Source organism: Myxococcus sp. CA005 (genome assembly GCF_006518205.1).
GTDB classification, from domain to species: domain Bacteria; phylum Myxococcota; class Myxococcia; order Myxococcales; family Myxococcaceae; genus Myxococcus; species Myxococcus xanthus.
The window spans coordinates 22675-38724 of record NZ_SRLV01000060.1; the positions used below are offsets into that span (position 1 = coordinate 22675).

Genomic DNA, 16050 nt, shown 5'->3' on the forward strand with positions numbered 1-16050 from the left:
GACCGGTCCCCCGCCCTCCCTACACTCGCTGCGGGCATTGCTACAGCCCGCTACGCGGCTGAGACGCGCAGAGGGAAGACGGACATGACGGCGAAGAAGGGTCGGGCGGAGAAGGCGGTCTTGTCCCGGCAGGAAATCGCGACGCGCCGCAGGGCGCTGGCGGACAAGCGGATGAAGGCCGGCAAGGGCGGTGACGTCACCACCCGAGCCATCACCGGCGTGTTCCTGCTGGCGGCGTCGTTGATTGCCCTGCTGGCGGTGGCCACTTTCGACGCGAAGGACCGGGTGGGCCCGGGCTTCAACAACGCGGTGGGCCCCATGGGGCACCTCATCGCGGAGTCCCTGCGCGGCTTGCTGGGCGTGTGCGCCTACCTCATCCCGGCGGGTGGCATCTACACGGCCATGGTGCTCTTCGTGGGCAGCCGCGACCGGAAGCGAGGACCGCAAATCATCAGCCTGGCGCTGCTGACGGTCAGCGTGTCCGTGCTGGCGCAGTTGATGTTCGCCGGTGACAAGGGCTGGGCGCACCCACCGGGTGGCGCGCTGGGCGCCAGCCTGGGCGGCATCATGTCCGGCCTGTTCTCCACGGTGGGCACCGTCATCCTGGTGACAGCCATCAGCGCGGCCGCCCTCATCGTGGGCACCCAGTACACCTTCCTCAAGCTGTGCTCGCTGGCGTGGGCCGGGCTCTGCGTGGTGGGCCGCCGCGTCCAGGAGTCCGCCAGCGTGTTCTGGGAGGCTCAGAAGGTGGCCTACCAGGAGCGCCAGGAACGCGCCGCCGAGGAGAAGCTCGAGGAGGCCGCCTTCCTCGCGCAGCTCGAGGCCGACGAGGAAGAGCTCGCCGAAGCCGAGCGCCTGGCCGAAGAGGCAGAGGCCGCCGAGGCCGAAGCGATGGCGGAGGAGGCCTTCCGGCTGTCGAAGCAGCAGGAGAAGGAGCAGGCCATCGCCGCGAAGCTGGCGCTCAAGGAGTCCCGCGAGCGCGAGAAGGCGGAGAAGCTGCGCGCGAAGCTGGCGGACTTCGGCATCGTCGGCGAGGTGGTGGAGATTCGCCCCGGCCCCGTCGTCACCATGTACGAGTTCCTCCCGGGCCCCGGCATCAAGGTGAGCAAGATTGCCGCGCTCGCGGACGACCTCGCCATGGCCATGGAGGCCATGCGCGTGCGCATCGTCGCCCCCATCCCCGGCAAGGGCGTGGTGGGCATCGAGGTGCCGAACAGGGACCGTGAAACCGTCTACCTCAAGGAGATTGCCGAGCAGGACGCCTTCAACAAGGGCGCCAGCAAGCTGACCATGTGCGTGGGCAAGGACATCGAGGGCATGCCGTACGTCCTCGACCTGGCCAAGGCGCCCCACCTGCTCATCGCCGGCACCACCGGGTCCGGTAAGTCGGTGGCGGTGAACTCCATGATCATGAGCATCCTCCTCAAGGCCACGCCCGAGGAGGTCCGCTTCATCATGGTGGACCCGAAGATGCTGGAGCTCTCCGTCTACGAGGGCATCCCCCACCTGCTGCTGCCGGTGGTGACGGACCCGAAGAAGGCGGCGCTCGCGCTGCGCTGGGCCGTGGAGGAGATGGAGCGCCGCTACCAGATGCTGTCCGAGGCGGGCGTGCGCAACATCGCCGGCTTCAACAAGCTGGTGGAGAGCACCGCGGTGGAGGTGAAGACGACCACCGAGTCCGCGCCGAAGAAGAAGGCGAAGCCGAAGAACGTGCTCGTGCTCGATGGCGAGAGCCCCAAGTCCTCCATGCCCGCGGGCGGTGAGAGCCTGGGCGTCGCCGCACCCCGGGACGACGAGGACGACATGCTCGACGCGCAGGCGCCCGAGGAAGCCGAGGCTCCGGAGCTGGAGGACGAGTCCGAGGACACCGAGGCGATGGAGGCCAGCGAGTCCACCGAGCCGGAGAAGAAGCAGCTCAAGAAGCTGCCCTACATCGTGGTCATCATCGACGAGCTCGCCGACCTGATGATGGTGGCCAGCCGCGAGGTGGAGACCTACGTCGCTCGCCTGGCGCAGATGGCCCGCGCGGCCGGCATCCACCTGATGGTCGCCACGCAGCGCCCGTCCACGGACGTCGTCACCGGCGTCATCAAGGCCAACTTCCCCACGCGCGTCAGCTTCATGCTGCGCTCGAAGCCGGACTCGATGACGATTCTGGGCACGGTCGGTGCGGAGGCCCTGCTGGGCATGGGCGACATGCTCATCATGCCGCCCACCAGCGCGCACCTGCAGCGCGTGCACGGCGCCTTCGTGTCGGAGAACGAAATCAAGAAGGCGGTGGACCACCTCAAGGCCCAGGGCAAGCCCGTCTACGACGACTCCATCCTCAAGCCGCGCGACGAGGACGTGGAAGGTGGCGGCGAGGAGGACGAGCTGTCCGACGAGCTGTACGACCAGGCGCTCGCGACGGTCAGCGAGATGCGGGCCGTCTCCATCTCCATGCTCCAGCGCAAGATGCGCATCGGCTACAACCGCGCGGCCCGCATGATTGAGCGGATGGAGCGCGACGGGGTGGTGGGCGCGGCGGACGGCGCCAAGCCCCGCGAGGTGCTCATCCGGGGCCTGGGCGACATGCCCGGCGCCGGGGCCATGTAAGGCCCACGTGGCCGCCGTCTCCCGGATGGGATGGGAGGCGGTGGCCCTGGCGGTTCCACTTCACGGGGGCGTCCTGGCTCGGCCCGGACGCCCTCGCTGTTTTCCACCGGGGCGTGCCCATGATTGTCGCCATCGCCCGCTTCCGGCCAGCCCCCGAGGAAGCGGACCGCCTGGTCGCCCGCTTCCAGGCGCGCACGCGGGCGGTGGACGGATACCCGGGCTTCCTGGGGCTGGAGGAGCTGCGCTCCTTCGAACGGCCGCCGGAGCTGATGCTGGTGACGCGCTGGCGGGACAAGGCCTCCATGCGGGCCTACTTTCAGTCCGAGGACTTCCAGCGGGCGCGGGAGGCGAGCGCCCAGCAGGAGGACGCCACCTTCGCCCTCTACGAGGCGGTGGGCACATGAAACGCGATGCCGGTTCCCAAGCGGCCCGGTGTCGTCTATGGGCGGAATCCCATGGCTGAACGCATTGCCCTTTTCGCCACCGCCGCTCGCGGCACCGAGGACCTCCTGGCCGACGAGCTGAAGGAGCTCGGCGCCCGCCGCATCCGCCAGGACCGCGGCGGTGTCCGCTTCATGGCCACGCTCGACGAGGCGCTCATGGTGGCGCTCTGGTCCCGCATCGCCATGCGCGTGCTCTACCCGCTGGGCGCCTTCGAGGCCCGGGGCGCGGAAGGCCTGTACGAAGCCGCCGCCAGCATCCCCTGGGAGGAGCACCTCACCCCCGAACACACCTTCGCGGTGGATGCCACGCTGAAGGACAGCGAGCACAGCCACTCCGGCTTCGTGGCCCTCAAGGTGAAAGACGCCATCGTCGACCGGATGCGCGACACGAAGGGCGCCCGGCCGGACGTGAATACGAGGGACCCGGACATCCGCGTGGTGGCGCACCTCGCCCGTGAAACGCTGTCCCTGTCCCTGGATTTGTGCGGCGAGCCGCTGCACCGCCGGGGCTACCGCGTGCGCCCCACGCCCGCCCCGCTGAAGGAGACGCTGGCCGCGGCGGTGCTTCGCGCGGCGAACTACACGGGGACGGAGGGCCTGGTGGACCCGATGTGCGGCTCCGGCACGTTGCTCATCGAGGCAGGCCTCATCGCCCGCCGGCGCGCGCCCGGGCTCAACCGGGACTTCGCGGTGGAGCGCTGGCCGGAGCTGGGCACCCGGGCCCGCGAGCTGCTCGCGGACATGCGCGCGGATGCCCGCCGCAACGAGCGGAAGGTGGAAGTACCGCTGCTCGGCTTCGACAAGGACCCGGAGGCGCTGGAGGCCGCCAGCCGCAACGTGCGCGCCGCGCGACTGACGGAGGAAATCCAGCTGGCCGAGGGTGACGCGACCCGGCTGCCGCCGCTGCCGGAGACAGGCGGATTGATCGTCACCAACCCGCCCTACGGCGACCGGCTCGGCACGGGCGGCCAGAAGGGCATGAAGAGCTTCTACTTCAAGCTGGGCGAGTCGCTGCGCGTGCCGGGCTGGCGCGTGTGGGTCATCTGCGGCAACCCCGCCTTCGAGAGCGCCTTCCACGCGCGCCCCTCCGCGAAGCGGGACCTCTGGAACGGCCCCATCGCCTGCTCGCTGCTGGGCTACCGTCCTCCAGACGGCGGCAGCGCTCGGGGTGACACCGGGAACGGCTCAGAAGCGCCGCTCGGTGCGCCGCGCCAGCCGGAGGATGTTGCCCCGGTGCGTCCACAGCATGAGGGCGAAGAGGAGGGCTGAGAGTCCCGCGTACTCCACGGCCCGCGCGGTGAGCGCCGACGTGCCCACCGCCGTGGCCCCCGCCGCCAGCGAGCCCAGCGAGCTCACGCGCGACACGGCGAAGACGGCGACGTACACCAGCGCGGCCGCCAGCGCGGCCTGGGGCACCAGCACCAGCAGCACGCCCAGCGCCGTGGCCACGCCCTTGCCGCCCTGGAGCTTGAGCCACACCGGGTAGATGTGGCCCAGCACCGCGGCCAGCCCCACCGCCACATGCACGGTGGGCGCATCCGGCAACAGGCGCACCGCCAGGACCACGGGCAGCGCGCCCTTGATGGCATCCAGCAGCAACACCACCGCGCCCAGCTTCTTGCCCGCCACGCGCGTGACGTTGGTGGCGCCGATGTTCCCGCTACCGCCGGTGCGCACGTCCACCCCGCGCAGCCACCGCGTCAGCAACACACCGAAGGGAATGGAGCCGGCGAGGTAGCCCAGCAGGACGAGCGCGGAAGTCACGACGCAGAGGCTACAGCAGCAGGTGGGGGAAGCGCGTCTTCACCACCACGTAGGCGTAATTGACCAGGATGATGATGGGCGTCACGACGCCCAGGACGCTCCACTCGCGGGGGGAGAGTTCCACCTGGGGGATGGGCATCGCGAACACCAGGTGCAGCACCATGACCACCGCCGCCAGCGCGAACACGATGGCCGCCACCGTTCCCAGGGGGTTGGCCTCCCAGGCGCCGGCGAAGTTGAGGTGGGACACCCGGTCGGCCACGCGCGTCAGACCGCAGCCGAGGCAGGGCCACCCGGTCTGCTCCCTGAGCACACAGCCCCAGAAGGGGATGATGCGGGCCACCGGGATGTAGCGCGCCACGAGCAGCCCCACCACGCCGGCGAGCCCCATGGCGTCCACGGTGCTGAAACGGCGGTTGCGGGGAGGGATGACGACCTTCAAGCGCACCTCCTCAGCGTGTGCGAATGGATGGACTTTAGTACGGGGGTCGCCTTGCCGGAGCAAAGACTTTTGGCTAAGCGGACGGGGTATGAACACGCTCCGCACGTCCCTGATGCTGCTGGTCGCCGTTCCCCTGGTTGCCGCTGCGGGTGACAAGTCGTCCGCCAAGGCGGGCAAGGCCGCCGAGGCCGACTGCCACCACCCGCCCGCTCCGCAGGCGCAGACCGCGCCCAAGGCCGAAGGCGCGCCCGATGGCTGGAAGCTCACCCGCGGCGAGCCCCTCAAGGGCGCCAAGGCGGTGAAGCTCGCGGACGTGCTGGCCAAGCCGCAGGCTCATGACGGCAAGACGGTGCTGCTCGAGGGGCAGGTGCGCAAGGCGTGTGAGCGCAAGGGCTGCTGGATGGAGCTGGCGGCGAACGGCCAGGACAAGGGCCCGGGCGTGCGCGTGACGTTCAAGGACTACGGCTTCTTCGTCCCCCTGGACTCCGCGGGCGCGCAGGCGCGTGTGGAAGGCGTGCTGAAGGTGGCCGAGCTGACCGACAGCCGCGCCCAGCACTACGAGTCGGAGGGCGCCATCGTCCCCCGCGGCGCCGATGGCAAGCCGCGTGAGGTGCAGTTGGTGGCCACGGGCGTCGAACTGCGCCGCTGAGACGACATGGCACGAAGCTTCAGCATGCGCGGCGTGCAGAGCGCGGCGGACCGCGCCGTGCAGCACGCCCGCGCATGGATGTTGGAGACGGAGCCGGGCTCGCGCGTGCATGACGTGCAGTTGGACCCGCGCTTCCAGCACCGGGGTGTGGACCTGCTCTGGGAGCTCCCCTCGGGAGAGGTGCGCGGCATCGAGGTGAAGGGCGACCGCAACGCCACCCGCCGCCGCTACTTCTTCGAGTTGGTGTCCAACCTGGAGAAGGACACCCCGGGCTGCTTCCTCTACAGCGGTGCGGACCTGCTGGTGTACGTCTTCCTCTCGCAGGGAGAGCTGCACGTCGTGCCCATGAAGGCGGCGCGCGAGTGGTTCCTTCCCCGGGCGAAGGAGTACCCGCTCAAGCACGCCTTCACGCAGACGGGCGCCATCCGCTACACCACCGTGGGCGCCGTGGTTTCCGTGCGAGACGTGGCGGAAGGTGTCCCCGGCGTGCTTCGCGTTCCGCTGAAGCGCCGGGGTGGCGCGAAGGACGTGGAGGAAGAGGTGCCGCCCACCTCCGAATCTCCTCAGGGACAGGAGTCGAACGGCTAGGACGAAGGGGTGGAAGCGCGGCTCCCTGGCACCCTCTTTCCTGGGCGCGGAGCCGCGGACGGGCCCCTCTTCCCACGGGCTGTGACAGGAGGCCACGCAGGCCCCCTGTCACGCGCGTGCCTCAGTGACGGTGACGGCGGTGGCCGGGGTGAATCTTGTCGTGGGCCGCCTCCAGGCGCTCGGAGATGCCCATCAGCTCCAGCAGCGACTCGCGGTCGTTCTGCGCCTTGTAGACGTGCTCCAGGCGGGGGACGAGGTCCAGCGCGAGGTGCAGGTCACCGCCATTCTCCGCCGCCGCGAGCAGCGTGCGGGCCGCGGCCGCCGCCTGACCGTGCGCCTTGATGTGGATGAGGCCGTCCACCGCCAGCAGGCGTGCGATGGGGGAGCGCTCGGTGTCCTCGGTGAGCTTCACCATGTCCTCGGTGGCGGGCTGCAGCTCGCCCTTCGCCGCGCGGACGATGGCCCGCGAGATTCCACGGCGGTCCGGCAGGAGGAACTCCTCCAGGTCCGCGAAAGACTCCGCGTGGCCCACGTGGCCCGACGACGCCAGCGCCTCCGCGAGGCTGTCGAAGATTTCGGCCTGCTTCTCCGTGAAGGGCGCCAGCGCCTCGCGCATGAAGCGCTCCTGCGGCGCACCCTTCTCGTCGAGCGGCATCTTCGCGCGCACCGCGTTCATCTTCTCGAAGGCGGCGTCCACCGCCGCGTCCTGCCGCCCACCCAACAGGAACGACAGTTGCTGCATCAGGTTCGCCAGCGTGTCGGCCATCTCCATGGGCGCCACGCGGTCCGGCAGCCAGCGGCTCCACAGCTCCACTGCCGCCGCCACAGCGAAGTCCTTGAAGGGGCCGGTGCCCTTCCACTGCGGCCGCCACTGCTGGGCAATGCCCAGCGGGAAGGCCGTCTCCGCCAGCTTGCGGAAGTCGTCCTCGCCCACGGCAATGCCGTAATGGCCGAGCGTCCCGAGCAGGGCCTCCGTCGAGTACTCCTTCAGGCCCTTCTGCTGCCACGACTTGTCCACTCGCTGCGTGCTCACCTGGATCTCCGCTGCCCTGGACGCCGGCCATCGGCGCGCCAAGCGGCCTTCTAGCGGAAGCCGGGGCGGACGTGCACCACCACGTGCAATCCCACGTCAGGCGGCGGACGCCGGGGGCGCGGTCCTCGGCACGGTGGGCCACAGGACGGGGTTGCGCCGACCGTCCTCCACCCGCCGGGCCAGGTACGGCTCACACTCCCGGGCGTCGAAGGCCCGCTTCCAGGCCGCGAAGTTCCCTCCGGCCTTCCAGGCATCCATGGCCGCCAGCCCCGCCTCCGGACCGCACTGGGCCAGCATGTACTCCACCCAGGCCCAACGCGCGGACGTCGGGCGCACCTCGGCGCGCCCCCGGAGCCCCTTGCGCAGTCGCTCCAGCCGCCCCTCCACCTCGCGAATGCCCATGAAGGGAGCGCCATCCAACGGCGTGTTGCGCTTGGCCACGAAAGGCGCCACGCCCAGCGCCACCGGTAGGATGCGGGACAGCTCGCTGGTGAAGCGGATGAGCTCGTCGATGTCCGCGTCCTCTTCGGTCGGCAGACCCACGACGTTGTACACCTTGAGCTGCTTCATCCCCGCCGTACGAGCGAAGGTCGCGGCCCGGACAATCTGTTCCTCCGAGTGCTTCCGGTCCACCATGTCCCGCAGGCGCTGTGACGGACCGTCCGCCGCCACCGTGAGGTTGGTGGCCCCTCCGCGCCGGAGCTGATCCACCAGCTCCTGGGTCAGCCGGTCCGCGCGCAGGGAGGACACCCCCACCTCACGGCCGGACTCCACAATCGTCCGGAGCAACTCGACGATGCGCGGATGGTCCGTCACCGCCGCGCCCACCAGCCCCACCCGGCGGGCATGCTCCGGAATCAGGGACAGGATCCGCTCCGGCGGCACCGTGCGCATGCCCCCGTTCGTGGTGCGCCGCATGACGCAGTAATGGCAGCCCCGGGAGCAGCCCCGCTCCGGCTCGATGAGGAACATCGAGCGCAGCTCGGTGTTCGGTGTCACGATTTGCGACCGAGCAGGCAGCCGTGAATCCGTGGCCTTGGCCACGTGGTACCGCGCTCCGCCCCGCCCGGGCACGCGGAAGCCCGGGATGCGCGCCAGGTGCGCCAGGAGGGCCTCGCGCTCCATGGTCGCCGCGGCCTCCACCAGCAGGTGGATCAAATCCTCCGCCTCGCCCTGGACGAGCACGTCCACGAAGGGCTCCAGCGGATCCGGGTTGGAGAACGTCAACGGCCCGCCGCCCACCACGAGCGGATAGCGGCCATCCTGGCGCTCCTCCGCCAGGAGCGGGATGCCCGTCAGCTCCAACATGGAGAAGAGCCCCGTCAGCTCCAGCTCATAGGCCACGGAGAAGGCCAGCATGTCGAAGTCGGCGACAGGGACCTGGGACTCCCAGGTGAAGAGCGGCGTCCGGGTGCGCTTGAAGGCGTCCACGTCATCCGGAAGGAAGACGCGCTCGGCCGTCGCGCCAGGATGCTCGTGGATTTCACGGTAGATGGCCTGGTAGCCGAGCGAGCTCATGCCCACGTGGTAGGGGCTGGGGTAGCAGAGGGCCACCCGGTAGGGCGCCGCCTTGTGCAGCGTGCCCTGTTCGTCCGCTAGCAAGCTGCGAACGCGCTCGATGAGTGAGTAACGGCCCTCCATGTGTCTCCAGTACAGGTCCAGCCTTTTAAACACCGCGGCCCCGGTCAGCCACTCCCATGTGGGGAGAGACCGCCGGGGCCGAGGTGCGCCACCCAGGTGGGGTGGCGCGGTTCAGCAGACGACTTGTTCGACTACTTGAACGACGGGATGTCACCCGCCGGCACGCAGTAGCCCGTGGTTCCAGTCGCGCTGGTCGGCTGGCACACCACGGCGAATTCCGGGTTCAGGCCGGACCCCACACCGCAGTTCTCTGCGGGCTCCGTCGAGGCGGTATCGCACGGTGCGGGCGGCCACACAGCGCGCATCACGTAGGACGAAGTGCAACCATTGCTGGTGTACTTGAGCTCGCCCGTGAACTGGGTTCCCGGCGCCACAGCCGCCGAGTACACGCGAACATTAGTGAACTCGTAGCGGATGGTGTTCGCCGCCGCAGTATCCGAGGCCGCCACGTTGACGAACGCAGGAGCGAAGTCGTTCGCGTGGCAGAAGCCATGGTCCTTGGGTTCGGTGTCCAGAGAACCGAGCGAAGTCTGATCCGCCGACGTGGTCGTCGTGTCAGCAATCGCGCGGCTCGCCAGAGTCGCGGGACGAAGTGCGAGCTGCGCGGCCCCCGTCTCCGGGTTCACGTACTTGTAGACACCCATCAACTCCACGAGCGGCGCAGTCGTGGTGCACTCGTCGCCATTCGCGTCCTTGGGGGAATCCACGACGTCGTACTTCACCGCCCAGCTGGGCGACTCCTGCACGAAGCAGTTGGTCTCAGGTTGTTCGAAGTTGCAGCCCGTCAGCAGGCTTCCCGCGCCCACGAGAACCAACGCAGTATTGACGATGTTCTTGGTCATGTGACTGATGTTCCGATTCCGTGACTGGGCCTGGGATTAGAACGTGTACCGGATGCCGAAGCGGACCTGACGGGGCGCCTGGTACGAGAGCGGGTTCTTGAAGTTCTTGTTCACGTCGCCGTCGACACTGCCGAAGGGCTCGTCACGCGGCGCCTGGTCCTGGAACTCCACGCGGCCCGGGAGGTTCTCCAGGTCCGCAGGCGTGCCACCCGGGATGGGCTTGATGTCGCGCAGGGTGTACGTCTGGTCGACCGTGTTCACGCCCTGGAAGTTGAAGAGGTTGAACACGTCCAGGGTGAACGACACCACGCTGTCCTTGCTGACGCGGTAGTTCACGCCAATGTTGGAGTCGATGGTGTTGATCCACGGCGTACGGCCGCCAGCGCCACGGGGGAGGACGAAGGACTCGTCCTGGAGGTAGGCCCAGTGGCTACCCCAGTAGTTGATCGGCGTACCAGAGCTACCGCGGTAGGAGACACCCACGCTCGCCGACAGGGCGTTCGAGATGTTGAACTCCTTCGCACCGAAGACCTTGATCTGGTGCGTGCGGTCGAACGGCAGCAGACCCGTGCGGTTCTCCAGGAGCTCGATGAGGTCGAAGTCCGAGAGGATGTTCGGGTCGAGCTGGCCCGTCTCAGGACGGAACAGACCAGGATAGTTACCGTACAGGCGCGACCAGGTGTAGTTGGCCTGGGCGAGCCAGCCGTCGGCGAACGTACGGTTCAGGTAGACGGTGACGTTGTCGTAGTTACGAACCGGCGTCGGGAACTCACCGGCGAAGCCGCTGCCGGGGTTACCGAGGAAGTACGTGTTGCCGTCGTCGCGGCTCATGTCCTCGATGACCGAGTTCATGTCCTTGTGCGTGTAGCTCGCACCCAGGCGGGTGTTCGCCAGCACTTCGTACTCGGCGCCGACCACGATTTCGTCAGAGGACTGGGCCTTGATGTCCGGGTCGACCGGCGTCCCGCCAACCGTGCCGCCCGTGTAGAAGCGGTTCACGTTGCGGCTGCTCTCCGGAATGGCAAGCAGGTTCGAGTCGGTGTTGCACGTAGCCTGCTGGCTCTCGAAGCTGGACGGGTCGCACGAGGTCGCCGTGCCCTGGCCCGGCTCCGCGAGGGAGCGACGCGCGGAGATGCGGTTCTCACCCGGGAACGCGCGGTCCATCAGGTTGAGCGGGACCTGCTCGTAGTAACGAGCGAAGTTCACGAACACCTTCGCGCGGCCGTTGGCGAACGGGTCGACGATGGCGCCGATACGCGGCGACCACTGATTGCCGAGCAGCAGCGAGAGGTCGCCATTGCCGCCGTAGAGCGCCTGCACGTCGTAGCGGACGCCCAGGTTCAGAGTCACCCGGTTCGCGATGGACCAGGAGTCCTGGAGGAAGCCACCGACCGTGGTGCTGGTCGTCTTGGCAACCTGGGTGAACTGCGTCACCGCAGAGTCAGGACCGGTCTGATACCCGTAGCGACGCGCATCGTGCACGGCGGGGCCCTGGCCAGCAACCCCGTAGTTCGAACCCTCCTGGAAGAACACGCCGCCGCCGTACGCCTTCACCTGGTCGAACGACAGCAACTCGACGTCCACGCCTGCCTTGAACACGTGGGTGCCCAGCGCGTTCAGCAGGTAGGTGGCCTTCGCGTTGGCCTGGTAGCGATCCAGCGTCTGGTCGCTCATGAAGCCAGGGCCACCCACCCCGTAGCCCGTCACCGGGCAGCGGAGCAGTTGCTCTTCCGGCGTGCTGCCGCAGGCACCCTCCTGCCCTTCGGGCAGGGCTTCGAACAGGGTCAGCGCGCGCGGGGTGGTGTACACCATCCGCGAGTAGCCAGCCAGGCCCGTGCGATCGCCCAGGTTGCTGCCGTCACCCGGCAGGGTGGACGCGGTCTGGTGGAACCAGCCGAGGTTCGCATCAACGAGGACCTTCTTGTCCGCGAAGGCACCGGCGTACTTCAGGGCCAGAGACGTCGTGTTGGCCTTCGTCTCCGTAAGACCGAAGTCACCCGGACGGGTAGCCAGCACGCCCGGCAGGCCTCCCGACTGGGGATTGACGCTCAGCTTCCCAAGGCCACCCGTCGAGGTCGGCGTACCGTTCAGGGCGAACGACACGTTGTGGTCCTGGTTGATGAGGTACGTCAACTTACCCATGTACTGAATGGTACGGGAGTCGGCGTAGTACTTCCTGGCGGAACCGGGGATCGCGTCCGCGACCGTGAAGTCGGTCTCGTCCTTGATCGTGTTGCCTTCGTCATCGACGCGCAGCGCATTGAGCGTGCGGGTGTGCTGGTAGCGGGTGAACGACGGCGCGAAGCCGGCGAAGAACCACAGCTTGTCCTTGAGGATCGGACCACCGAGGGTGGCGCCGAAGTCGCCCAGGTTCTGCAGCTGGTTCTGGCCGGTGATGACCGTGCCCTCTTCACGAATCTGCTTGCGGGTACCCTCGAGGGTGCCCGGCGTCCAGTTCGCGAACACGGAGCCGTGGAACTCGTTGGAGCCCGACCGGGTGACCGCGTTGATGACGCCGCCGGTGGACCGGCCGAACTCCGGCATGTAACCGCCGGTGATGATGTTCACGTCCTGCACGAACTCGATGCTCAACGGGCTGGCGTTCACGCCGAAGGCCGGGTCGTTCGTGGACAGGCCGTCCACCACGTAGCCGTTCTCAGGCGAGGTCGAGCCGTTGATGGACACGCCGTAGTTGTCGTTCTGGGCGCCAGGCGCGAGCTCGGCCAGGGACTCGAAGGAGCGGGTCGCGCCGCCCTTGCCACCCGGACGCGCAACGGCGATGCGCTTGATGAACTCCTGATCGACGTTCACGCCCATCGTCGTGGAACCCACGTCGATGGTCGGGGGCGCGCCGACGATCTCAACCACCTCACCGAGCGCCTCGGGGAGCAGCTCCACGTTGACGCGGATGGTGCGGTTGAGACGCAGCTGGATGGCCGAACGAGCGTACGGCTTGAACTGCTCCTTCTCGAACCGCAGGGTGTAGTCGCCGGGGGGCAACTGGGGGATGCGGTAGTTACCCTGCGCGTCGGTGACGACCGTCTGCTCACCCTGAAGGTTGGGCGAGGTGGCGGTCACAACGACGTCAGCGGCAGGCTGCCGACTCTGAGCGTCGATCACCGTACCGATGATCGTGCTCGACTGCGCGAAAGCCGCGGATCCGTACAGCAGACCTGCGGCGACAACAACTCCGGTTTCCCGGAGCACTCGGTTCAAGTGCATACCAGACCCCTCCAAGGTGGGCTGCAAGTGAAAATGACCCGGGAAAATATCCGAGGTCGAGCAGTTGTCAATAGACCGTTGCTTTTTGGTAACCAGTGGGGCAATTGCGCGATCACGCCCCGTCCGTCGACCGTGCTTGCTTGAACCTGGAACGCGTTTCTGTATGGTAGCGCGCCCTTTCATCCGGGCGGAGCGTCGCCAATGGGTGTCCACTGGTGAAGAGGAGTCTAGTGCATGTTCGATTCAGTCCTTGACCGTGGTCAGGGGCCCAAGTCGCGATTCGGCGTCGGGGCTACTGTCTCGGTTATCCTCCATGTGGCGCTGTTCGGCCTCTCCATCTGGCTGTCGACGCGACCGCCCGTCGAGGAGGAGAAGGAGATTGAGGTCACGCTGAAGGCGACCATGGCACCGCCTCCGCCGCCCCCTCCTCCTCCACCGCCTCCTGCCTCTTCGAGCAAGCCGAAGACGCAGCCGAAGAAGCCCAAGAAGCCGGACGCCATCGTCCAGCCGAAGGAGATTCCGAAGGAGGTCCCGAAGGAAGTGGAGCCCTCCGAAGAGCCTCCCGCTGAAGAAGAGGCGAGCGAAGAAGTCGTCGAGGGCGGCGTGGAAGGTGGCGTGGTCGGCGGCGTCGTCGGTGGCGTGGTCGGTGGTGTGATTGGCGGCGTGGTCGGCGGCCAGCTTGGCGGGACGGGAACCGACGTGCTTCCGTTCGGTGCGGGCATGACGCGGCCGGAGAAGTTGTCCGGTCCTCAGCCCGAGTACTCTCGTGAGGCGCTCGAGGCTCGCGTCCAGGGAACGATGATCGTGAAGTGCATCGTCACCGTGGAAGGTCGAGTGGAGAACTGCCGGATCATCAAGCCCCTGCCCCACATGGACCGGGCCGTCCTGGACGCGCTGGCGTCGTCGCGCTACAAGCCGGTCACGTTCCAGGGCCGTCCTGTGCAGGTGGACTACACCTTCACCCTGAACTTCAAGCTGCCGCGCTGAGTCCGGGCGCGTCGTCTAGAGGCGTATTGCTGACTACCCCGCGCTCGTGAGGAGGAGCGCTCAACCCAACCATGCAATTCACTCTCGCAGAAATCTGGGATCACACGGGCCTCTTCGCCCGTATGATCATCTTCACCCTGGGCATCATGTCCATCGCCTCGCTGGTCGTGTTGGCGGAGCGCATGATCGTCTTCCGCAAGACGCGGTCTGACAGCCGCAACTTCGCCGCGAAGATGGGTGCCATCCTGGCCAAAGGCGACCTGAACACGGCCGCCAACACCAACCTGGGCAAGGATGTGGGCCACCTGGGCCGGGTGATCAACTCCGGACTGACGGCGTACCGGATCAGCCCGAACAACAAGGACGTGGCGGTGGAGTCGGTGGCGCGCGCGCTGGAGCGTCAGGCGCAGCGTGAGGTCCAGAGCATGAAGCGCGGTCTGGGCCTGCTGGCCACGGTCGGCTCCACGGCGCCGTTCGTCGGTCTGCTCGGCACCACGATGGGTATCGTCAACGCCTTCCAGCTGATGGCGCAGGCGGGCTCCGGTGGTCTCGGCACGATCTCCGCCGGTATCGCCGAGGCGCTCATCACCACGGCCTTCGGTCTGCTCGTGGCCATCCCCGCGGTGATGGCGTACAACTTCCTGCAGGGCTGGGTGGACGCGCGCTCGGTGGACATCTCCGAGTCGTCCAACGAGTTCCTGGACGTGGTTGCCCGCCACCTGGGTGGTGGCGCGCAGTCCTCGAACGCCGCCTGAGCCGTCCCGGGCGAGTCGGGGACGACCCGATGCCCTTCACGGTGACCCTGTCTCCAGCTCTTCTTCGGGGCGCTGGAGGCCCACCGTGAAGGCGGGCACCTCCTTACCAGGAAACAGGTAAAGACATGGGAATGTCAGCAGGCCCCAAGGGGAGCGTCAAGAGCGACATCAACGTCACGCCGCTGGTCGACGTGGTGCTGGTACTCCTCATCATCTTCATGGTCGTCACCCCGATGCTCCAGCGTGGCAAGTCCGTGGAGCTCCCGAAGGCCACCGAGATCGAGAAGGAAGGAAAAGGGAAGGAAGCCGACCCGCTCATCCTCTCCATCACCCCGGACAAGAAGGTGTTCGTGGAGAACGACCAGGTGGATGAGAAAGGGCTCCAGGAGAAGCTCACCGCGGAAATCGAGAAGGATCCAGGCAAGAAGATCCTGCTCAAGGGTGATAACGCGCTCAGCGTTGGTGACGTGCGCAAGGTGCTGGACGTGGCCCGCAAGTCCAAGGCCAAGCAGATCTCCCTGGGCGTCGAGGAGAAGAAGTAATGGCCGGCCGCAAGCAACGACAGTGGGTCAAGCCCCAGGCGCAGCCGAACTCGGAGATCAACGTCACGCCGCTGGTTGACGTGGTGCTGGTGCTCCTCATCATCTTCATGGTCGTCACGCCGCTCCTCGAGAAGGACATCGTGGTGCGCGTGCCGGACACCGAGGTCGACCAGGAGCCGACGCCTCCCGACCCGAACGACCAGCAGTTGGTGGTCCAGCTCGACAAGGACGGTGGCTACTCCATCAACACGGAGAAGATTGCCCCCGCCGACTACGTGACGCGGCTCAAGCGCATGCTGGCGGCCAAGAAGGCGGACGACAAAGTCGTCTTCTTCATGGCGGATGACGCCACCAACTACGGGCGGCTCATCACTGCGCTGGACGGCGCGAAGACCGCTGGTGCGAAAGTGCTGGGCATGGCCACGGAGCTGCCGCAGAACGCCATCATCCAGGGCACTTCGGTCGATACGCCGACCCCGCCCCCCGCACCCACGCCCTGAAACTCCTCTTCCGGAGCCTACGCTCCGGGTGGGTACGTGGTTCACAT

At 67.6% G+C, this 16050-nt stretch carries 15 protein-coding genes; 9 read left to right on the forward strand and 6 right to left on the reverse strand.

The features are described from left to right. Positions 1 to 84: 84 nt before the first annotated feature. The 3 genes from FMQ63_RS24330 (at position 85) to FMQ63_RS24340 (ending at position 4307) form a co-directional block, all read left to right on the forward strand. Complete coding sequence (locus tag FMQ63_RS24330; protein ID WP_194866446.1) at positions 85 to 2595, forward strand: DNA translocase FtsK 4TM domain-containing protein; 2511 nt, start codon at positions 85 to 87, stop codon at positions 2593 to 2595. Between the two features lie 119 nt (positions 2596 to 2714). Continuing rightward, positions 2715 to 2999 (forward strand): antibiotic biosynthesis monooxygenase, encoded by a 285-nt coding sequence (locus FMQ63_RS24335; protein ID WP_026113823.1) that lies wholly within the window; start codon positions 2715 to 2717, stop codon positions 2997 to 2999. Between the two features lie 6 nt (positions 3000 to 3005). After that, complete coding sequence (locus FMQ63_RS24340; protein WP_011551574.1) at positions 3006 to 4307, forward strand: class I SAM-dependent RNA methyltransferase; 1302 nt, start codon at positions 3006 to 3008, stop codon at positions 4305 to 4307. On the opposite strand, the gene plsY is transcribed toward FMQ63_RS24340, so the two are convergent. Both plsY and FMQ63_RS24350 read right to left on the reverse strand, forming a co-directional pair. After that, positions 4224 to 4802 carry a glycerol-3-phosphate 1-O-acyltransferase PlsY gene (plsY, locus tag FMQ63_RS24345; RefSeq protein ID WP_011551573.1) on the reverse strand — a complete coding sequence of 193 codons (579 nt, stop codon included), beginning with the start codon at positions 4800 to 4802 and terminating at the stop codon, positions 4224 to 4226. The genes FMQ63_RS24340 and plsY overlap by 84 nt on opposite strands. A gap of 10 nt (positions 4803 to 4812) precedes the next feature. Further along, positions 4813 to 5244: a DUF2752 domain-containing protein gene (locus FMQ63_RS24350; RefSeq protein ID WP_026113824.1), complete on the reverse strand. Its 432-nt coding sequence runs from the start codon at positions 5242 to 5244 to the stop codon at positions 4813 to 4815. Between the two features lie 88 nt (positions 5245 to 5332). Here FMQ63_RS24350 and FMQ63_RS24355 point away from each other — a divergent pair, with 88 nt between their 5' ends. After that, positions 5333 to 5893: a DUF4920 domain-containing protein gene (locus FMQ63_RS24355; protein WP_026113825.1), complete on the forward strand. Its 561-nt coding sequence runs from the start codon at positions 5333 to 5335 to the stop codon at positions 5891 to 5893. Between the two features lie 6 nt (positions 5894 to 5899). Continuing rightward, positions 5900 to 6481 (forward strand): hypothetical protein, encoded by a 582-nt coding sequence (locus FMQ63_RS24360; RefSeq protein WP_011551570.1) that lies wholly within the window; start codon positions 5900 to 5902, stop codon positions 6479 to 6481. Positions 6482 to 6602: 121 nt separating this feature from the next. Here the strand turns inward: FMQ63_RS24360 and FMQ63_RS24365 are convergent, their stop codons facing one another. The 4 genes from FMQ63_RS24365 to FMQ63_RS24380 form a co-directional block, all read right to left on the reverse strand. Beyond that, a complete protein-coding gene (locus FMQ63_RS24365) occupies positions 6603 to 7514 on the reverse strand; it encodes a hypothetical protein (RefSeq protein ID WP_026113826.1) in 912 nt (303 codons plus the stop codon). 96 nt (positions 7515 to 7610) lie between these two features. Continuing rightward, on the reverse strand, positions 7611 to 9155 hold the full coding sequence (locus FMQ63_RS24370) for a radical SAM protein (protein WP_011551568.1): 1545 nt from the start codon (positions 9153 to 9155) through the stop codon (positions 7611 to 7613). A gap of 131 nt (positions 9156 to 9286) precedes the next feature. Then, complete coding sequence (locus tag FMQ63_RS24375) at positions 9287 to 9997, reverse strand: hypothetical protein (RefSeq protein ID WP_011551567.1); 711 nt, start codon at positions 9995 to 9997, stop codon at positions 9287 to 9289. 36 nt (positions 9998 to 10033) lie between these two features. Then, a complete protein-coding gene (locus FMQ63_RS24380) occupies positions 10034 to 13219 on the reverse strand; it encodes a TonB-dependent receptor (RefSeq protein ID WP_026113827.1) in 3186 nt (1061 codons plus the stop codon). A 234-nt stretch (positions 13220 to 13453) separates the two neighbouring features. On the opposite strand from FMQ63_RS24380, the gene FMQ63_RS24385 reads away from it, so the two are divergent. The 4 genes from FMQ63_RS24385 to FMQ63_RS24400 all read left to right on the forward strand — a co-directional run bounded on the left by FMQ63_RS24385 (position 13454) and on the right by FMQ63_RS24400 (position 16003). Then, complete coding sequence (locus tag FMQ63_RS24385; protein WP_011551565.1) at positions 13454 to 14206, forward strand: energy transducer TonB; 753 nt, start codon at positions 13454 to 13456, stop codon at positions 14204 to 14206. 71 nt (positions 14207 to 14277) lie between these two features. Continuing rightward, entirely contained in the window at positions 14278 to 14961 is a 684-nt protein-coding gene (locus FMQ63_RS24390) for a MotA/TolQ/ExbB proton channel family protein (RefSeq protein WP_011551564.1), read from the forward strand. 125 nt (positions 14962 to 15086) lie between these two features. Continuing rightward, a complete protein-coding gene (locus FMQ63_RS24395) occupies positions 15087 to 15503 on the forward strand; it encodes a biopolymer transporter ExbD (RefSeq protein WP_011551563.1) in 417 nt (138 codons plus the stop codon). Beyond that, positions 15503 to 16003, forward strand: coding sequence for a biopolymer transporter ExbD (locus FMQ63_RS24400; protein WP_011551562.1), 501 nt, complete (start codon positions 15503 to 15505; stop codon positions 16001 to 16003). Before FMQ63_RS24395 ends, FMQ63_RS24400 begins: the two co-directional genes overlap by 1 nt. Positions 16004 to 16050 lie beyond the last annotated feature (47 nt).

Coding starts and splice junctions, on each gene's coding strand:
- FMQ63_RS24330 (WP_194866446.1), top strand. CDS start 85: ATGACGGCGAAGAAGGGTCGGGCGGAGAAGGCGGTCTTGTCCCGGCAG.
- FMQ63_RS24335 (WP_026113823.1), top strand. CDS start 2,715: ATGATTGTCGCCATCGCCCGCTTCCGGCCAGCCCCCGAGGAAGCGGAC.
- FMQ63_RS24340 (WP_011551574.1), top strand. CDS start 3,006: ATGCCGGTTCCCAAGCGGCCCGGTGTCGTCTATGGGCGGAATCCCATG.
- FMQ63_RS24355 (WP_026113825.1), top strand. CDS start 5,333: ATGAACACGCTCCGCACGTCCCTGATGCTGCTGGTCGCCGTTCCCCTG.
- FMQ63_RS24360 (WP_011551570.1), top strand. CDS start 5,900: ATGGCACGAAGCTTCAGCATGCGCGGCGTGCAGAGCGCGGCGGACCGC.
- FMQ63_RS24370 (WP_011551568.1), bottom strand. CDS start 9,155: ATGGAGGGCCGTTACTCACTCATCGAGCGCGTTCGCAGCTTGCTAGCG.
- FMQ63_RS24375 (WP_011551567.1), bottom strand. CDS start 9,997: ATGACCAAGAACATCGTCAATACTGCGTTGGTTCTCGTGGGCGCGGGA.
- FMQ63_RS24380 (WP_026113827.1), bottom strand. CDS start 13,219: ATGCACTTGAACCGAGTGCTCCGGGAAACCGGAGTTGTTGTCGCCGCA.
- FMQ63_RS24385 (WP_011551565.1), top strand. CDS start 13,454: ATGTTCGATTCAGTCCTTGACCGTGGTCAGGGGCCCAAGTCGCGATTC.
- FMQ63_RS24390 (WP_011551564.1), top strand. CDS start 14,278: ATGCAATTCACTCTCGCAGAAATCTGGGATCACACGGGCCTCTTCGCC.
- FMQ63_RS24395 (WP_011551563.1), top strand. CDS start 15,087: ATGGGAATGTCAGCAGGCCCCAAGGGGAGCGTCAAGAGCGACATCAAC.
- FMQ63_RS24400 (WP_011551562.1), top strand. CDS start 15,503: ATGGCCGGCCGCAAGCAACGACAGTGGGTCAAGCCCCAGGCGCAGCCG.